This is a genomic window from Levilactobacillus wangkuiensis, from assembly GCF_016861605.1.
GTDB classification, from domain to species: domain Bacteria; phylum Bacillota; class Bacilli; order Lactobacillales; family Lactobacillaceae; genus Levilactobacillus; species Levilactobacillus wangkuiensis.
The window spans coordinates 137204-153526 of the sequence record NZ_BOLM01000001.1 but is presented as its reverse complement, the minus strand read 5'-3'; the positions used below and the strand labels follow the sequence as shown (position 1 = coordinate 153526).

Here is a 16323-nt window from a genome sequence, read left to right as displayed (position 1 = left end):
GCTTACAAGAACTAACTGAAATTTATTTCAAATGCGCCGTGCTTTCGCGTTCACGCAGGTCGACCGGTAAGTCTACCAGCTGGGCCGCCTGCCGTTGATCCTTGATGCGGTTGATCAACAGCCCGGTCGCCTGCTGGCCCATAGTCACGACGGGTTGGTGAATCGTGGTCAGCTTGGGAACCACGTACTCGTCCAGGTCGATATCATCGTAACCCAGGACTGAAATGTCATTGGGCACCGACAACCCCTGCTCGTGCAACCCACGCATCAAGCCCAACGCCGTTTCGTCGTTGATGGCAAAGACTGCGGTCGGGTGCTGCGCCAGAACGGCCGCAGTTGCTTGGTAACCGCCCAACTTGGTCATGGCCGAATGCACGATGGCATTTTCCGGCAGGTCCACGTGGTGTTCAGCCAATCGGTGTTTAAACCCAGCCAACCGAATCTGTAGGTTTTGGGTCGGATCATCGGGCATGACGACCGCAATCTTCTCGTGGCCCAGCGCCAACAAATGATCTGCGGCGAGCTGGCCACCCTGCTCATCATTGATCTGCACGCGGTCCACACTCGGCCCCCCGTTTTGATCGATCAACAGGTACGGAATCCCGTTCTTTTTCAAAATATTATCGATAGCTTCGGCCGTGATTGAGGCACTAGCAATGATGAGGCCGTCGACTGCCCGCTTGATCAGTTCCTCCAGGTAGTAGCTCTCCAGCTTTTCATCATGGTTGGCCCCAAAGATTAAGGGGATGAAGTGCCGTTCCCGGCTGGTTTCTTGCACCCCGCGGATAAACATACTGAAGAAGGGGTTGCCCAAGTTCGGGACCAGGACACCAATCGTCTGGGCCGACTTCATAATCAGGTTGCGGGCGTTGAAGTCAGGCACGTAGCCCATCTCCTCTTGCAGCTGATGGACCCGCCGCCGAGTATCCAGACTGAAGCGCTCGCCCTTACCGTTTAAAATTTGCGAAACCGTTGTGACCGAAACGCCCGCCGCTTCAGCAAGGTCCCGGATCGTTACTTTACGTGTCATAGCCAACCTCCACCGTCTAGATTTAACCGCCAGCGCACCTGGCTACTGAAATGAACAGTCATCAATTCCGTTCCCGCCGGCGGGCTCAAGGTGCCCTGCTGTGGGGAACGGCCCCAGCCTGAGGGGCGGTCTGGGGCCTCGCCTTGAAACCTCGCTGTGGTTCGCGAGTTTCCAAGGTCGTCCCGTGGGCTAAGCTGAGAAACTCACTCAGCTAAGACCACCGACACAGCTGGACACCTTGGCCCGCCTCTGGTCACTCTGACTTGCACGTCCATTTCACTAGCCGATTGCTGACAATCACTTCTCCTCTGATAAGCAGCTCACTGATTGATTATCTGCCTATCAGCTGATTGTCACATACTTTATGGGCCGGTAATTTCGCCGGCACCAAGTTTAACCTATGTTTTATTATACCCCATGGCACGCGGGATTTTGCGACTATTTTGAAAATTTCAGTGTTTGACCCTTTTCACCTGCAACGTATTCACACAGTTACCCGCAAATTAGGGGGTGGATTGGTAGTTACCCGTCTAAATTGGTCTTTTCTTAGAACCCATTTGTAGAATTGGTCCACCCAATTCTGGCTAACTGTGACTTTCAGTTTTACTTCAACAGTGAATTTGCTCACCAAATTTTTCGAAAAAAAGGACCAAATTCACGGTTCGACCCGCCAAATTTAGTCCTTTTCGCTTAATCATTAAGCCTTTAAAATTTTATCGATTGCTGCTAATTGCTCTGGGTCGAATTCCAGGTTTTGAACGGCCTTGATGTTTTCGTTCAAGTGTTCTGGCTTGGAAGCCCCCGTGATGACGCTGGTGATAACCGGGTTGTGTAATAACCAGGCTAAGGCCATGTGGGACAGCTTCTGGCCCCGGCTCTGCGCAATCTTGTTGAGTGCTTGGAGCTTTTGGACCATCTTGTCGCGACCATTGTCCAAGACGAATTCGTTGGACCAGTGAATGTCCACGTCTTCGGGAATGCCATCGAGGTACTTGTCCGTCAATAACCCTTCGGACAGTGGCCCGTAAGCAATGGCCCCGGCGTTGTTTTGGGCCAGCATGTCGAACAAACCATCATCATTAGCGGTTTGGTTCAACATGTTGTAAGAAACTTGGTCCACGACGAATGGCGTGTGCAAGTCCTTGAAAATCTTGATCATGGCTTCGGCTTGTGGTTTCGTGTAGTTGGAAATCCCAACGTACAGCGTCTTCCCTTGACGAACCAAATCGTCCAAGGCCACGGCCGTTTCTTCAGGAGCCGTTTCGGCATCAAATCGGTGGCTGTAGTAAATATCCACGTAATCCAACCCCATTGCCTTCAAGGAACGATCCAAAGAGGCCGTCAAAGCCTTTCTAGAGCTCATTTGACCATAAGGGCCAGGCCACATATGGAAACCAGCCTTACTACTGATGACCAACTCATCACGGTATGGCATCAATTCGCGGTGTAAAACCTCACCAAAGAGGCTTTCCGCAGCGTAAGAGCCAGGACCATAGTTTGCCGCCAAGTCGAAACTAAAAATACCGGCGTCGAAGGCCTTCAGGATAATGTCGCGGGTGTCGCCATAGTTAGCGTTCTCCCCGAAACTGTGCCACATCCCAAAAGAAATTGCGGGTAATTGGAAACCCGTATTTCCTGCCCGGCGAACCGGCATTTTGTCGTAACGGTGTTCATCTGCAAGATACATTCTGCCACATTCCTTTCCACTTATACCTGAGTTAAAGTATAGAGAATTGGTGTGGACCAGTCAAGTTTCTTGCCAACTTTAATGTTGTGAATCGTTCAATTTAACCGCTTGTGAAACGTGGCCGCCGGTAGCTTCCAGCAAGGCCTTCGCCTCCGCGATGGTCCCCTTCGTTTCAATCAATACGATGGCGAGCGGCACATTGTTGTCTGACCGTTCCAAGGCCCGTTCTGCGGCCAGCGTGGACGTTTGCGTCGCTTCGGCAATGATCTTCTTGGCCCGTTCAAACGTCTTGTCGTTGGTTGGCACGACGTTGATCATCAAGTTTTGATAAACCTTGCCCGTCTTGATCATGATGCCCGTGGACAACATGTTCAGCACCATCTTCTCGGCAGTCCCGGCCTTTAACAGCGTGGCCCCGGTAATGATTTCCGGTCCCACGACTGGCGTGATGGCGTAGTCGGCTAGTTCGGACAGCGGGCTCCCCTCGATACAGGAAAACCCAATACCCACGGCACCGTGGTCCTGCGCATACTGCAGAGCAGCCAACGTGTAAGGCGTCTGGCCGGAAGCGGCACTCGCAATCACCACATCCTTATCGGTCAAGTCAACGCCAGCCATATCATTTTGTGCCAACTCAATCGAATCTTCTGCTGCCTTGACTGTGTGGGTCAAAGCGTCCGTGCCCCCGGCAATCAAGCCAAAGGTCTGCTCGCCACTCAGCCCATAGGTCGGTTGCAGTTCGGTCGCATCAATCACGCCGAGTCGACCAGAAGTCCCGGCCCCCACGTAAATCAAGCGGCCCCCCTGGTCAAAGAGTGGGTACGCAGCATCAATTGCCGCTGCGATTTGCGGTAATTGCTTTTGTACGGCGCGCGCTACGCGGTGATCCTCCCGGTTGATCGTCGCAACCATTTCTAACGTGGATTCTCGATCAATATGTGTTGACCGGTGATTCCGTTGTTCTGTCAGTAAATCATCAAATTGCATCGTGTCGGCCTCCAAATCCGCAAGTTTCACGGTTATGTATTCGCTTTCATAGTTACTATCCTAGGTATAACATGTTTCATATTTAATTTCAATTCGGATTTGATTTTCAGGCAAATTTCTTCGTCATTATCGCAAAATAAAAAAGCGAAAAGCCGTCGCTATCCGCTTTCATGGAAATCAAAATTTTACCCATCATTTAGTTAATATTTACTAAAGGGGTTACCCATTGTTTGTACCTCCGGAGTGGTGAAAATTGTGCTAGCCGTAAACGTTCCCGACGGCGGATTCAAGGTTCCCTGCTGTGGGGCCGGTTCCAGCCTGAGAAGCGGTCTTCCACCTCAACTTTGTGCCTGAGAATCGGTCACAAAGATTGTCCCATGTTCTAAGCTGAGAATAAATCACTCAGCTAAGAACATCGACACAGCTGTTCGCCTTGATCCGCCTCTGGTCACTAACATTGGCCACCGATTTTCACCACTTGGCCCCTCTGACACACAAAAGGTCGTGTCAGGAAACACCTCTCAGCATATTCTCTAACACGACCTACATAAACAATTTAAATTTAAAAAGTAAAACTGGAAAGTCCAAACGAACTTAACCTTGCTGCCAGCCGAAGTCAGCCAGACACGCAGACAGCTGTGTCGACGGCGTTAGCTGAGAGGCTTTCTCAGCTTACCCCGTGGGACGTGTTGGGAAACGGGTGATTCTCAGCCCGTTTTCCAACCGAGCCGGAGGACCGCCCCTTAGGCCGCAGGCGTTCCCCACAGCAGGCGGAGTGTCTGGCTGGCGAGGCGACCCCCGCCAAGGTCAAGTTACTTTTCGACCTTCATCCATTGGTAGCCACGACTCATCCCCGCCGGATTCCAAACATACCCGGAAACCTTGGAATTCCACATTTCAACGGTAGCGGGTTGATACAACGGCACAACCCCTTGTTGCGTCATCAAGCGCTTTTCGGCGTTGACCAGGTCTTGGTAACGAGCCGTTGGGTTGTTGGCGTCCTTGTTTTCTGAATCCTTCACGTAGCCGTCGTACTTGGCATCCGAGAAGTCACCGTTATTGTTGGTATTACCGGTGCTCATCAGGGACAAGAAGTTGATTGGATCGGCGAAGTCGGCCCCCCAGCTGGACAGAACCAGTTCAAAGTTCCCGGCGTTTGACCGGCTCAACCGCGTCTTGTAAGGCAACGTGTTGATGGTGACCTTAACGTTTGGCATTTTTTGCAGTTCAGCTTGGATGTACTGTGCCACCGTCTTGGTCACGCTCGTATCATCCGCCAGCAACGTTAGGTTCAGGCTCTTTTGACCGGAAGCCTTCAAGCCCGCCTTCATCAAGGTCTTGGCCTGCTTCAAATCGTAAACGACCCCGTCCTTAACGTAGGCGTCCTTGGCGAAATCAGCCTTGGTCTTCGGGTTACGAGACAGGTTTTGAGAAATGAAGCCCATTGGTGCCTTGGACCCGTCACGTAAGACGCTCTTGGCTAACTGTTGCTTATCGATGGCCATGGATAAGGCTTGACGCACCTTTAAGTTCCGTAAGGCCTTGACCTTCTTCTGGTTCATCTGCATGTAGTAGGTGGTCCCGCCGACGAAGGTCTTCATGTCCTGATTATTCTTCAGGTTAGCGACCTGCGTGCCGTCCAGCGTCGTGGCGTCTAATTCATGCTTCTGGTATAAACTCAGTCCGGTCGAAGGATCTGCGACCACTTGGAAGTTCATCTTGTCCAGCGTGATAGCCTTCTTGTCCCAGAACTTGGTGTTCTTCTTCAAGACCCAGCTCTGGTTGGTCCCTTGCCACTTGGTCATGGTAAATGGCCCATCGTATGCCGTCTGACTACTTGAATGACCGTTGTCACTCCCGTTCTTCTCCACGACACTTTGTTCCTGTGGGAAGAAGGTTGGGAAGGCCAGCAACAGTTTGAAGTAGGCAACTGGCTTGCTTAACGTCACCTTCAGGGTGTTTTTGTTCACGGCCTGAACGCCTAATTGGTTCGGTCCGAGGCTCCCCTTTTGAATGGCACTATAATTTTTCAGGCCGGCCATCAAGTACGCATACTCGGATGCCGTCTTGGGATTGACCGTCCGCCGCCAAGAGTAAACGAAGTCGTTGGCCGTCACAGCTTTGCCATCGTTCCAGTGGTTGTTCTGCCGCAGTTTAAACACGTACGTCTTCCCACCGTTAGATACCGTCGTCTTGGTGGCCATGGCGTTGATCAATTTTTCATTCTTGCCTAACCGGTACAATCCCTCTTGCGTATGGTACAGCATGGTTAAACTCGTGGAATCCGCGGCCTTAGACACGTCTAACGTGGTGACCTCAGATTTGGCCGATAACTTGACGGACTGATTCGTCGCCAGTTGATTGGACTTGCTGGTGCTGGACGTTGACTTGCCACAAGCGGCTAACCCGCCCGCAACCAACAACGCGACCCCAATTAAAATACTAACTTGCTTTCCCTTCAAAACTTTCGCTCCTCTAATCTAAAATAGTCTGGTGTAACAATTTTAACTTACCTGCGCGTTCGAATAAAGCCCCGAGCTTTAATAAAACCGCTTCCTGACCCTTTGCCGCATTAAATTGGATCCCCAGTGGTAAGCCCTCGGCCGTGACCGCCGTCGGCAAACTGATAGCGGGTTCTCCCGTTAAGTTAGCCTGTTGCGTAAATGGCGAACGGGTCAGTGCCGGCAACCACTGGTCGTAAATTAGTTGCTTCTGGGCCGCTGGCTTCAAGCTCGTGATGTCGGCCATTTTCGCGGCATTTTCTGCAGAAACCAACGTGTCGCCAACCTTAGGTGCTGGCCAGGCGGTCGTTGGCGTCAGGATGACCGGGTACTTAGCGTGTAACTGCGCCATTTGCCAAGCCGCCTGATCCCATTTGCCCAGGGATTGACTGTATTCGGCCGCACTGGTATTCAGTCCGGTCTGATACAGCGCCCATGTCAGGAGTTCCATGTCGTCACGCGTTAACAATCGGCCCATGCCATCCTGCATCTCGCCCATGAAGGCCGCCGTTTCCCCAGCGTTCATGGTGTAGTAGCTTTCCATTAAAGCCACCCCATCAATTGGGTTATGAACCTCTTCGACGTCAAATCCTTCACTGGTCAAAAAGGCAACGGCATCTTCGACTGCTTTAACGGCATCCGGACTGACCGGCGTGCCGACAGGGGATTCGGTCGTGTAACCGATGACTCCGGGCTGAACCGGCTGATCCAACTGGGCTAAGAAGCCCGGCTCCTCCAACGGCTGCTGAAAGACGGCCGCCGGTTGAATCGTTTGTAAACTGTCTAGTAAGGCCGCAGTATCTCGCACGGAGCGGGTCAGACCGAAGTCGATAGCCGCTCCCTGCCAAGACCGCCAGTCGCCAGGACCCACGGGAACACGACCCCGCGTTGGCTTCAGGCCAATGGTTCCGGACCAGGATGACGGAATCCGAATCGATCCCCCGCCATCACTACCGGCAGCTAGGGGCACAATTCCTGCGGCCACCGCAGCCCCAGCACCACCTGAGGATCCCCCCGGTTGGTAATCCAGATTCCACGGGTTATGGGCGTCACCATAGATGTCGGCGTCCGTGATATTTTTAAACCCAAATTCGGGGAAATTGGTCTGACCAATCACAATGAATCCGGCGCGTTGCAGTGCTTCGACAAAGAAGTTTGTCTGGGTGGCGACGTTGTCCTTCAACAGGCGTGAACCACTCGTGCTTGATTCGCCCTTCAACTGTTGGCCCAGGCCCTTCAAGAGTAACGGCACCCCCAAAAATGGTTGGCCACTATCGGTTTGCGCCGCGGCTTCCTTTAAGGCTTTCTCTTTTCTAGTCGTGATGACCGCGTTCAACTGTGGGTTCTGTTTCTCAATCTCGGTAAATGCTCGTTCAATCAGCTCTTGGCTGGTCACTTCACCGCTGCGCACCCGTTGTGCCCACGTTAATGCTGGTGTACCGATCCAATCCGTAATTGCCAAATCAAACGCCTCCTACAAATTTTATGTATCCGACCCTAACCCTGACCTAACAGGTTTCCATCCGTTCCCGACAGCGGTTTCAAGGGGCCCTGCTATGGGGCACGGTTCCAGACTGAGGAGCGGTCTTCCACCTCGACTTGAAGCCTGGAAATTCACCAGCCTCCAAGGTCGGCCCATGTTCTAAGCTGAGAAAACCACTCAGCCAAGAGCATCGACACAGCCGGGCCCCTTGAACCGCCTCTGGTCACTAAAACTTGCTAAGTCACGTTACGCTCGTATCATTTCATTCCCCAGTGTATAACCGGCTTTAAGGATAATCGGAATAATAGCTATTACGCTAAACAGGCATCTCGTTGATACACCCAGAGAATCCAATTCACTTACTAAAAACTAGAACCAACTGTAACTATACCGCTTTCCAATTGAATTTTGTTGTACAGTGCCCCGCAATTTACCGACTTTTCATAGTAAGAACGATTTTTATAATTTGCCAGTCTTTGCTTACCGACAACACCAGCCAAAAGTCCCAACAGAACAGGCTATTTGTGAATTCATATTGTTAAAAGACTCGGTAGTTGTGTCACACCATAATGGGCCCCCACAACACCACAGTCGCTGAAAAAGTTTTCACACTCGCATACGTCAGGAGACGCCAACCGCCAAGTGTAAATATCGTGGCAAATCAGAGTGACCAGAGGCGAATCAAAGTTCCCTGCTGTGTCGGTGATCTTGGCTGAAGTTCTTCATTCAGCCTAGAGCACGGGACGACCTTGGAAACTCGCGAATTTCAGCGAGGTTTCAAGGCGAGCTGGAAGACCGCCCTTTGGCTGGAAGCGTTCCCCACAGCTGGGAACTTTGAATTCGCCGCCGGGAACGCCAATATTTTACCGCAGCATTTGTGAACGCGACGGTTGTAAAAGCGTTTTCAAATAGTTATACTTAAAAAGTCTTAGGTCACAAATTGAAAGGAATGAAAAATTGATGAATAAGACGAAGAAATGGTTGGTTTTAGGTTTAGGTTTAAGCTTAGTGATGGGCGTCGGTCTCGTTGGTTGCGGGAAGAGCTCATCGTCGTCGGAGTCAACGAATACCAAGGTCGCTAACAAGAAGACCTTGATTGTGGCAACGTCCGGGACTTTGTATCCCACCTCGTTCCACACCTCCAAGAACAGTAAGCTGACGGGGTACGACATTGAAGTTGTCCGTGCCGTCGCCAAGGGCTTGCACAAAAAAGTTGAGTTCAAGGAACTCAGCGTTGACGGGCAGTTAACGGCGGTCAACACGGGCAAGGCCGACATGGCAGCTAACGACTTTGGGTTGTCCCCTGCCCGCAAGAAGCAGTACGCGCTGTCCACGGTGTACAAGCACTCCTTTAACAGTATCATGGTCCGGAACAGCAATGACTCCGGCATCCACAACTGGTCAGACATCAAGGGTAAGAAGTCCGCTGGTGAAGCCGGGACGGGTTATCAACGACTGGCTCAGCAACTTGGTGCCAAATTGGTTAACTATGACAACGTTTCGAATGATGTTTATTTGAAGGACGTTAAAAATGGCAAGACCGATATGATCATGAACGACTACTACCTGCAAAAGCTGGCGTTGAAGGCTATTCCTAACAACGGTCTGCATTTGATCAAGAACATGTACTTTACCACCAGCGATGATGGTCAGGGTGTGGGAATCTTGATGAAGAAGAGCAACACCAAGCTGAAGGCCGAAGTCGATAAAGAAGTTCAAAAATTATTGAAGAATGGTACCATCAAGAAGATTTCTGAAAAGTACTATGGCGCCGATGTCACGAAGAAGCCGAACGTGAAGATTTCTAAGAACTTCACCATTAAGTCTAAGTACACGGGTCAATAGAAAGTCAGGTGACGCCACTGTGCTAAAATATTTCTCGATTCCGGGATTTTTTAACGCCAAGTTGGCTTGGTCGTCCATCCCCCAGATTCTGGCGGGACTGCCGATGACCATCTACCTAACTTTAATGGCCTTCGTGTTGGCCACGATTCTAGGGATGTTCCTGACGCTGGCACAACTTAGCCACATTCGGGTGCTGCACTGGATTGCCCGCGCCTATATTTCCTTTATGCGTGGTGTGCCCATGCTGGTCGTCCTGTTCATCGTCTACTTCGGCTTTGGCTTGACTGCCATCCCCGCCGCCATCATCTCGTTTACGATTGGTGCCGCGGCGTTCGTGTCCGAGGTCTTTCGGTCCTCATTTCTGGGGATTGACCACGGCCAGTACGAAGCCGCCTACTCGATTGGGTTGCCCTACCGCAAGGTCATGCGCCTAATCATCATTCCGCAGGCCTTTCGCATCAGCATTCCAGCACTCGGCAACATTCTGCTGGACATGTTCAAGGGCACCTCGCTGGCCGCCATGATTACCGTGACCGAAATGTTTATGGACGCGAAAATTGTGGCCGGGGCCAATCAGGACTACATGACGATCTACATCACGATTGCCATTCTCTACTGGCTCTGTTGCGTGGTCTTAACGGCCGGACAGAACTGGCTCGAGCGGTATTTAGATTATGACCGGAAATCAATTCATATGAAAATGATTTAGCGTTTTACAAATAGGGTCCGAAACCGTTAATTGGTTTCGGACCCTATTTTTGTTCTAGTACGCTTAACTGAAAGTAAAAACTCTTGCGATTTACAACTTAACCCCGCGCACCAAGTAGCTGTTCATCCAGGGGCCAGACCACCACCCGTTGATGCCCAGCGAATGGGCTTCCCGAACATCCAGCTGCGCTGCACTGAGCGTTTGACGATACTCAGCGGCGTGATGGCCGGTGTCGATGATGACCAACTGACCGCCCGGTTTCAACACCCGGACCGCCTCTTGTAGCGCCCGCTGTCGTTGCTGGACGCCATGAATATTATGCAACGCAAAACTGGTCGTGATGACGTCAAATTGGTCGTCTGGAAAGGGCAACGCCACCATGTCACCGGTCACCAGCTTAACCCGGTCGGTGAGTCCTAATGCCGTCACGTTTCGCTGGGTGACTTCTGCAGCGTTATGCGACTGGTCGCGTGAATGCCACAAGTCCATGCCCACGGCTTGTCCCGACTTTTCTAATTGCCCAGCCAACCGGGTTAACAGTGCTCCCCGACCACAACCGAGATCCAGAATCTGGTCGGTCGCTTTCACCCCCAATCGCGGAATCAGCTGATCAAACAACCGATATTTTCCGCGAACCGTGGTATGTAAGAAGAGTCCTCCTTCAACGAACACGATGCCCGCCACAATCACCTCTAGGACGATGGGTGCCGCTGGTCGCAACACATAGCCCTGCACAAACAAAAAGACCGCCGCCAAAATATACAGCACGGGAACGAGTGGCGCATCGATCCCAAAAGTTTTCCAATTAGACAAAATTCTGACCTCCCCCAATTTTTCACAATTACCCCGATTCGTTCATTATAGCAAACGTACAAAAGGTTGTAAATTCCCTTTACCAAGTCTGTACATTAGCTGTTACGACAAAAAAAGTGGTCGAGAGAAAATAATCTCGACCACCTCACTAAACTTATGATTTTATTGTTCTTGACGCTTAGGTGCCTTGTGGAACAGGGAATCGACGGGTTCTTCATGGTAAATCAGGTCGATGGCCTTCCCAAACATTTCGCCCACGGACATCACGACAAACTTGTCGCTTTGCTTGTCCTCTGGCAATTGAATGGAGTCGGTAATGACAACCTTCTTCAACACGGAATCGTTGATGCGTTGGGTCGCGTCACCGGACAGGACCGCGTGGGTCGCTGCCGCGTAAACGTCCGCCGCACCGGCCTTCTTCAAGGCGTCAGCGGAGACGGTGATCCGAATGGCGGTATCAATGATATCGTCCACCAGGATAGCGTGCTTGCCCTTCACATCCCCAATAACAGCCTCGGGATGAGCCGCGTTCTCCGTATCGGAACGGTTGTCGATGATGGCAATCGGGGCGCCTAAGAGTTCAGCTAACCGCCGGGCCCGGCTGACCCCGGCATGGTCAGGTGCAACCACGACGATATCCTCATCGGCCAAGGTCGTGCTGTTTTCAAAGTAACTGGTCAGTAACCGGTCACTCTGGAGGTGGTCAACGGGAATGTCAAAGAATCCTTGCAGCTGAGCCGCATGCAGGTCTAAGGCAATGACCCGGTTGACGCCGTCCATCTGTAGCAAGGACGCAATTAACTTAGCCGTAATGGGTTCGCGGGAACGGGCTTTACGGTCGGCCCGTGAGTAACCGTAGTACGGAATGACCACGTTGATCTTCTCAGCGCTGGCCCGCCGTGCGGCATCCACCATGATCAATAATTCCATCAGGTTCGTGTTAACCGGATCCGAAACGGATTGAATCAGGAACAATTCATCCCCCCGAATACTTTCGTCAATACTGATCTGAATCTCACCGTCACTAAAGTGCTTGATTGTTGCCTTCCCTAATTCGACACCTGCCGCCTTCGCAATCTTTTCGGCGAGTGGTCGGTTCGAGTTCAAAGCAAAGACTTTCATTCTGCCAGCTTCGACGTGTTCTGCCATAACAGCCTCCCTGTGGGTTTTCCACAAATTCGTATATTTTACGGACTACCGGGCACTGGTCATTTTCATCAGACCAACTGACGCCCAGCAGCGCGTTTTTTCTGTCTTTATTATCGCAATCTTTGACCGGAAACGCAACGCTTGCAACCGCTATTTTATACGGATGGCATAAATTGTTTGGGTGACACACCCTGCATCCCGATCATCGGGTCAATCTTTCGGCTCAAAACCAGTTCCGGCGTCAGACGATAATCCGTTGACGTCGTGGGTTCTGTGGTGTCAGTCGACGCACCATCTGTCGTGACTGGCTCGGGCGTTTCCGCCTCTGCTGTAGTTGGTACCGCAGCCGGTTCAGGCGTCTCGGTCTCAGCAGTCGGCGTTGTTTCTGCCGGCTCGTCAGGCGTCACGGGTGTCCCGTCTGGGTCCAGCACCGTTTGAATCCGCGTTGTCAGCGTGGTGTTCCGGTTGACGCCCAGGCTGGTGACACAGGCCTCAAAGGCCCGCGGCTCACCCAGGAGAATCAGCATGTCCGCTGCCCGCGTGACCGCCGTATACAGCAGGTTCCGCTGGAGCATCCGGTTATACTGGCCGACCATGGGCAGGATCACCATTTTAAATTCAGACCCCTGCGACTTGTGAATCGACATACAGTAGGCCAGGGTCAGCCGGTTCCAATCGTTGCGGGCATACGTGACCTCGGTCTGCTCAAAGGCAATCGTCAGCTGGTCGCTCTTGACCTCGCTGTGCTTATCGCTGGCCAGGTCGATTCCGGTGATGACTCCGATATCCCCGTTGAACACGTTGTTTTCGGGGCTGTTGACCAGGTGTAAGACCTTGTCGCCGATTCGAAATTTCTGGTTACGGAACTCAACTTCCTTAGTCCGCTCAGACTTTTTCGGGTTCAAGATATCCTGTAATACCACGTTCAACCGGTCAATTCCGGCCGAGCCCCGGTACATGGGGGCCAGCACCTGAATATCACTAGCGGAAAAGCCCTTGGCGTGGGCCTTCTGGACGATCTGGTCGATCACGCTCTCCACCTGATTGGCGTGGCAAGCGATGAACGACCGGTCCTTTTGGTTCTTGGTGAAATCAGCCGGTAGTTTTCCCGACTTGATGGCGTGGGCCAGCGGGATGATGGACGAGCCATCCCCCTGCCGGTAAATCGTATCGAGCTGAATCTTTTGTAGTTGGTCGCTGGCCAACAGGTCGTGAAAGACCTGACCGGGGCCGACGGATGGCAGTTGGTCCTTATCGCCGACCAGCACGACCTGCATCCCCACGGGTACGGCCCGCAAGAGCGTCTTCATCAGGTAGACGTCGACCATCGACGTTTCATCGATGATCAACAGTCCCCCCTCTAGGTCGTTGGTGGCCGCCTCATCCAGGTTATCTTCCCGACCGGTCAGGCCCAGTAGGCGGTGAATCGTGCTGGCCGGTAAGCCGGTCGACTCACTCATCCGCTTGGCGGCCCGACCGGTTGGCGCGGCTAGGAGGATTGGAAACGGTTTTTCCTTGTATTCGTTGATGTCTAAAGAGACCTCGTGCATGCGCGCATACAAATTGACCAGTCCGCGAATGATCGTGGTCTTCCCGGTCCCGGGTCCCCCCGTCAGCAGCATGACCTTGGCCTGAATAGCCGCGGTCAGCGCCGCCGTTTGGGACTCATCGTACACGATGTCGCCCTGTTTCTCCACGATGCGGAGTTGCTTACGGATGGCATCATCATTGAACTTGGCCGTCGAATCGTCCGCCTTTAATAGCCGCTGGAGGTGCTCCGCAATCTGCCATTCGGCGTCGTAGAGCGTCTTCAAATAGATCCGCTGGTCATCGCCCACGACCTTCTGTTCCTTGGCCAGTTCCAGCAGTTCATCCGCCAGCTTGGCCGGGTCCAGACGAACGTTGCGTGAATTTTCCAGTAGACTTAACGCGTTGGCTAGTAACGGTTTAGCCGTGGTATAGGTATCTCCGTTCGCCACCGACAGATCATTGAGCGTCTGTAACAGGCCGGCCCGCAACCGTTCGGGCTTATCCGCCTCGTACCCCAGCTGGGTGGCGATTTGGTCTGCCCGCCGGAAGCTGACCCCGTTGATGTCTTCGGCCAATTGGTACGGATTCTCGTGGATCACGTCCAGTGTTTTTTCCTGGTACCGGTTGTAAATGGCCGCGGCCAACGTGCTCCCGAAGCCGTAACCGTTGAGACCGATGATGATCTGTTCCATCCCGTTGTTGGTCTGGAGCTGACTGATCAGGGTCGCCGACACCTTGGGCGACAAGCCGAGTGGTTGGAGCACCGCCGGATCGTTTAAAATTTCTTCAATGGCGTTGGTGCCCAAGGCATCCACAATTTTTTCGGCCGTCTTCTTGCCCAGCCCGGGAAAGTCGTCGCCGCTTAAATAGCCGACGACGCCGCTGCGGGTGGTTGGCGTTTCATTTTGATAGTTATCCGCCTGGAACTGGACCCCGTACTTGGGGTGTTCCACGCGCTTACCCGTGAAGCGATAGGTCACGTCGTCCTTGATATCAGCAAAGTTCCCGGTGACGACGATCTCGTCTTCGTGCCAGTCCAAGCTGGTCTCGGATACCTTGACCAGCATGACCTTATAAAAGCTATCGTTGCTGGCAAAAAAGACCGCACTGACGGTGCCGACCACGTAATCGGCCTGGGGCGCGCCACTTTCTTCAAATAAATCGAGCGATTCGGTTGCCATCTGTGCGCCTCCCTTACTTTTGGTCGTCAGTCTTGCCCCGTTGCGTTTGCACGAAGCGTTCAATGTCGGCTAGCCGTTGCTGACCTTTCTCATAGTACGTGGGGTCCAGCTGCTTGGCCTGTGCGAAATGGTCCTGGTAGGGCTGGCCTAAGACCATGGCCACCAAGCCACGGTCAAAGTGGGCCCGGCCGTTCTGGGCGTCCAGCTGGAGCACGCGGTCATAGTACTCGGCCGCCTGGTCCATGTTCCCCAAAGCCAACAGGTTCTCAGCCATGACCTGGAGGGTTGCCTCGTCATTTGGTTGGCTAGTCAGCGCCGTTAGGGCAAAGGCCAACGCCCGTTTGTGGTCGCCGTTAGCCATATAGCTCTGGGCCATCATCAGGTAGCCGGCACCCTTCCACTGCGCCCCCAGCTGATCAAACTGCTGAATGGCCTTGGGATAGTCTTCTGCGGCATAGTACACGTTGCCCAGTCCGTAGCGCAACTTTTCCACCACGGCCGGTTGGGTCGCGAAGAGTCCGAGGGCCTTCATCAGGAGTTCCTCGGCCTGGGCGTAGGAGTTCAGGTCGACCAGCACCGTTGCCAACTCGTAATACGCTTCCGCATCACCGGGATGGGTGTCGATCCGTTGAACTAGTTTGTGGACCATTTGTTCTGATTTTTGTTTATCCGCATCGCGGGTCTTTTTTTCTTCAGTCATTTTATCACCTAAATTGTATCGGTTGGCGTTGCAGTTGCCGTCAAAAAGCTAGTATCGTTCCAGTCGACCAGGTCGTAATGGTGCCCGTCCACGGTCTCCAGGACCGTCACGCTGGCGTTCCGCAGGCCCCCACGTTTCCGCAAATCAGCCAGTGGCGTCCCCAGTAACGCGTTGATTTCGGCGTTCAGGGCCGCCCCGTGGCTAACGATTAGAACGTTGTCGGTCGGTTGGGGATTAGCCGCCACGATTTTTTGAATGGCGGGCGTCATCCGGTCGATCACCTGGGTAAACGTCTCCCCACCAATCTTTGCCGCATCGTATTGGTCCGGATGATTGCGAAAAGCATCGAGCTCGGCGGGAAATTGGTCGCGCACCGCGGTAAACGCCATGCCTTCCATCTTGCCTAAATGGAACTCCTCCAGGCGGCTAACCAGCGTCAGCGGCACCTGTTGGTGTAATTCTTTGACCACGTGTTGGGCCGTCACCCGGGCCCGTTTGATGGGGCTGGCGTACGCGTGGGTGAACGGCGTGTCCTTTAAGAAGCGGCCAACCTGCACCATTTGGTCGTAGCTCTCGGTTAACAGCGGGGAATCGCCCCCGGCGCCTTGGAAGCGGCCTTCCAGGTTCCATTCGGTCTTGCCGTGGCGAATAAAGTATAATTTCAAAATTGTTGCCGTCCTTTCCGTAAAGTCACATAGTCTATATTAT

Annotated in this window: 12 protein-coding genes; 2 read left to right on the top strand and 10 right to left on the bottom strand. The window is 52.9% G+C overall.

Features of this window, described 5'->3' with window-relative positions:
• Positions 1-22 precede the first annotated feature (22 nt).
• The 5 genes from rbsR to JUF13_RS00565 all read right to left on the bottom strand — a co-directional run bounded on the left by rbsR (position 23) and on the right by JUF13_RS00565 (position 7667).
• On the bottom strand, positions 23-1030 hold the full coding sequence (gene rbsR, locus JUF13_RS00585; protein WP_203637284.1) for a ribose utilization transcriptional repressor RbsR: 1008 nt from the start codon (positions 1028-1030) through the stop codon (positions 23-25).
• 697 nt (positions 1031-1727) lie between these two features.
• Positions 1728-2717: an aldo/keto reductase gene (locus JUF13_RS00580; RefSeq protein ID WP_203637283.1), complete on the bottom strand. Its 990-nt coding sequence runs from the start codon at positions 2715-2717 to the stop codon at positions 1728-1730.
• 78 nt (positions 2718-2795) lie between these two features.
• On the bottom strand, positions 2796-3704 hold the full coding sequence (murQ, locus tag JUF13_RS00575; RefSeq protein WP_125763024.1) for an N-acetylmuramic acid 6-phosphate etherase: 909 nt from the start codon (positions 3702-3704) through the stop codon (positions 2796-2798).
• 812 nt (positions 3705-4516) lie between these two features.
• Positions 4517-6166: a peptide ABC transporter substrate-binding protein gene (locus JUF13_RS00570; protein WP_203637282.1), complete on the bottom strand. Its 1650-nt coding sequence runs from the start codon at positions 6164-6166 to the stop codon at positions 4517-4519.
• Positions 6167-6179: 13 nt separating this feature from the next.
• Positions 6180-7667, bottom strand: a complete 1488-nt coding sequence (locus tag JUF13_RS00565) for an amidase (protein WP_203637281.1) — start codon at positions 7665-7667, stop codon at positions 6180-6182.
• A 981-nt stretch (positions 7668-8648) separates the two neighbouring features.
• Here JUF13_RS00565 and JUF13_RS00560 point away from each other — a divergent pair.
• Both JUF13_RS00560 and JUF13_RS00555 read left to right on the top strand, forming a co-directional pair.
• The gene (locus tag JUF13_RS00560) at positions 8649-9533 is read left to right on the top strand and encodes a transporter substrate-binding domain-containing protein (RefSeq protein ID WP_203637280.1); all 885 of its coding nucleotides are present in this window, start codon (positions 8649-8651) and stop codon (positions 9531-9533) included.
• A gap of 19 nt (positions 9534-9552) precedes the next feature.
• The gene (locus tag JUF13_RS00555; RefSeq protein WP_125763032.1) at positions 9553-10242 is read left to right on the top strand and encodes an amino acid ABC transporter permease; all 690 of its coding nucleotides are present in this window, start codon (positions 9553-9555) and stop codon (positions 10240-10242) included.
• A gap of 90 nt (positions 10243-10332) precedes the next feature.
• On the opposite strand, the gene JUF13_RS00550 is transcribed toward JUF13_RS00555, so the two are convergent.
• The 5 genes from JUF13_RS00550 to JUF13_RS00530 form a co-directional block, all read right to left on the bottom strand.
• Positions 10333-11055 carry a class I SAM-dependent methyltransferase gene (locus JUF13_RS00550; RefSeq protein ID WP_203637279.1) on the bottom strand — a complete coding sequence of 241 codons (723 nt, stop codon included), beginning with the start codon at positions 11053-11055 and terminating at the stop codon, positions 10333-10335.
• 162 nt (positions 11056-11217) lie between these two features.
• Positions 11218-12204 (bottom strand): ribose-phosphate diphosphokinase, encoded by a 987-nt coding sequence (locus JUF13_RS00545; protein ID WP_203637278.1) that lies wholly within the window; start codon positions 12202-12204, stop codon positions 11218-11220.
• A gap of 155 nt (positions 12205-12359) precedes the next feature.
• Entirely contained in the window at positions 12360-14915 is a 2556-nt protein-coding gene (gene recD2, locus JUF13_RS00540) for an SF1B family DNA helicase RecD2 (protein ID WP_203637277.1), read from the bottom strand.
• A 13-nt stretch (positions 14916-14928) separates the two neighbouring features.
• Positions 14929-15615: a tetratricopeptide repeat protein gene (locus JUF13_RS00535; RefSeq protein WP_203637276.1), complete on the bottom strand. Its 687-nt coding sequence runs from the start codon at positions 15613-15615 to the stop codon at positions 14929-14931.
• Positions 15616-15623: 8 nt separating this feature from the next.
• A complete protein-coding gene (locus JUF13_RS00530) occupies positions 15624-16283 on the bottom strand; it encodes a histidine phosphatase family protein (RefSeq protein ID WP_203637381.1) in 660 nt (219 codons plus the stop codon).
• Positions 16284-16323 lie beyond the last annotated feature (40 nt).

What these genes read in the sequence shown, in the direction of transcription:
- rbsR (WP_203637284.1), bottom strand. Translation starts at nt 1,030, where the DNA reads ATGACACGTAAAGTAACGATCCGGGACCTTGCTGAAGCGGCGGGCGTT.
- JUF13_RS00580 (WP_203637283.1), bottom strand. Translation starts at nt 2,717, where the DNA reads ATGTATCTTGCAGATGAACACCGTTACGACAAAATGCCGGTTCGCCGG.
- murQ (WP_125763024.1), bottom strand. Translation starts at nt 3,704, where the DNA reads ATGCAATTTGATGATTTACTGACAGAACAACGGAATCACCGGTCAACA.
- JUF13_RS00560 (WP_203637280.1), top strand. Translation starts at nt 8,649, where the DNA reads ATGAATAAGACGAAGAAATGGTTGGTTTTAGGTTTAGGTTTAAGCTTA.
- JUF13_RS00545 (WP_203637278.1), bottom strand. Translation starts at nt 12,204, where the DNA reads ATGGCAGAACACGTCGAAGCTGGCAGAATGAAAGTCTTTGCTTTGAAC.
- recD2 (WP_203637277.1), bottom strand. Translation starts at nt 14,915, where the DNA reads ATGGCAACCGAATCGCTCGATTTATTTGAAGAAAGTGGCGCGCCCCAG.
- JUF13_RS00535 (WP_203637276.1), bottom strand. Translation starts at nt 15,615, where the DNA reads ATGACTGAAGAAAAAAAGACCCGCGATGCGGATAAACAAAAATCAGAA.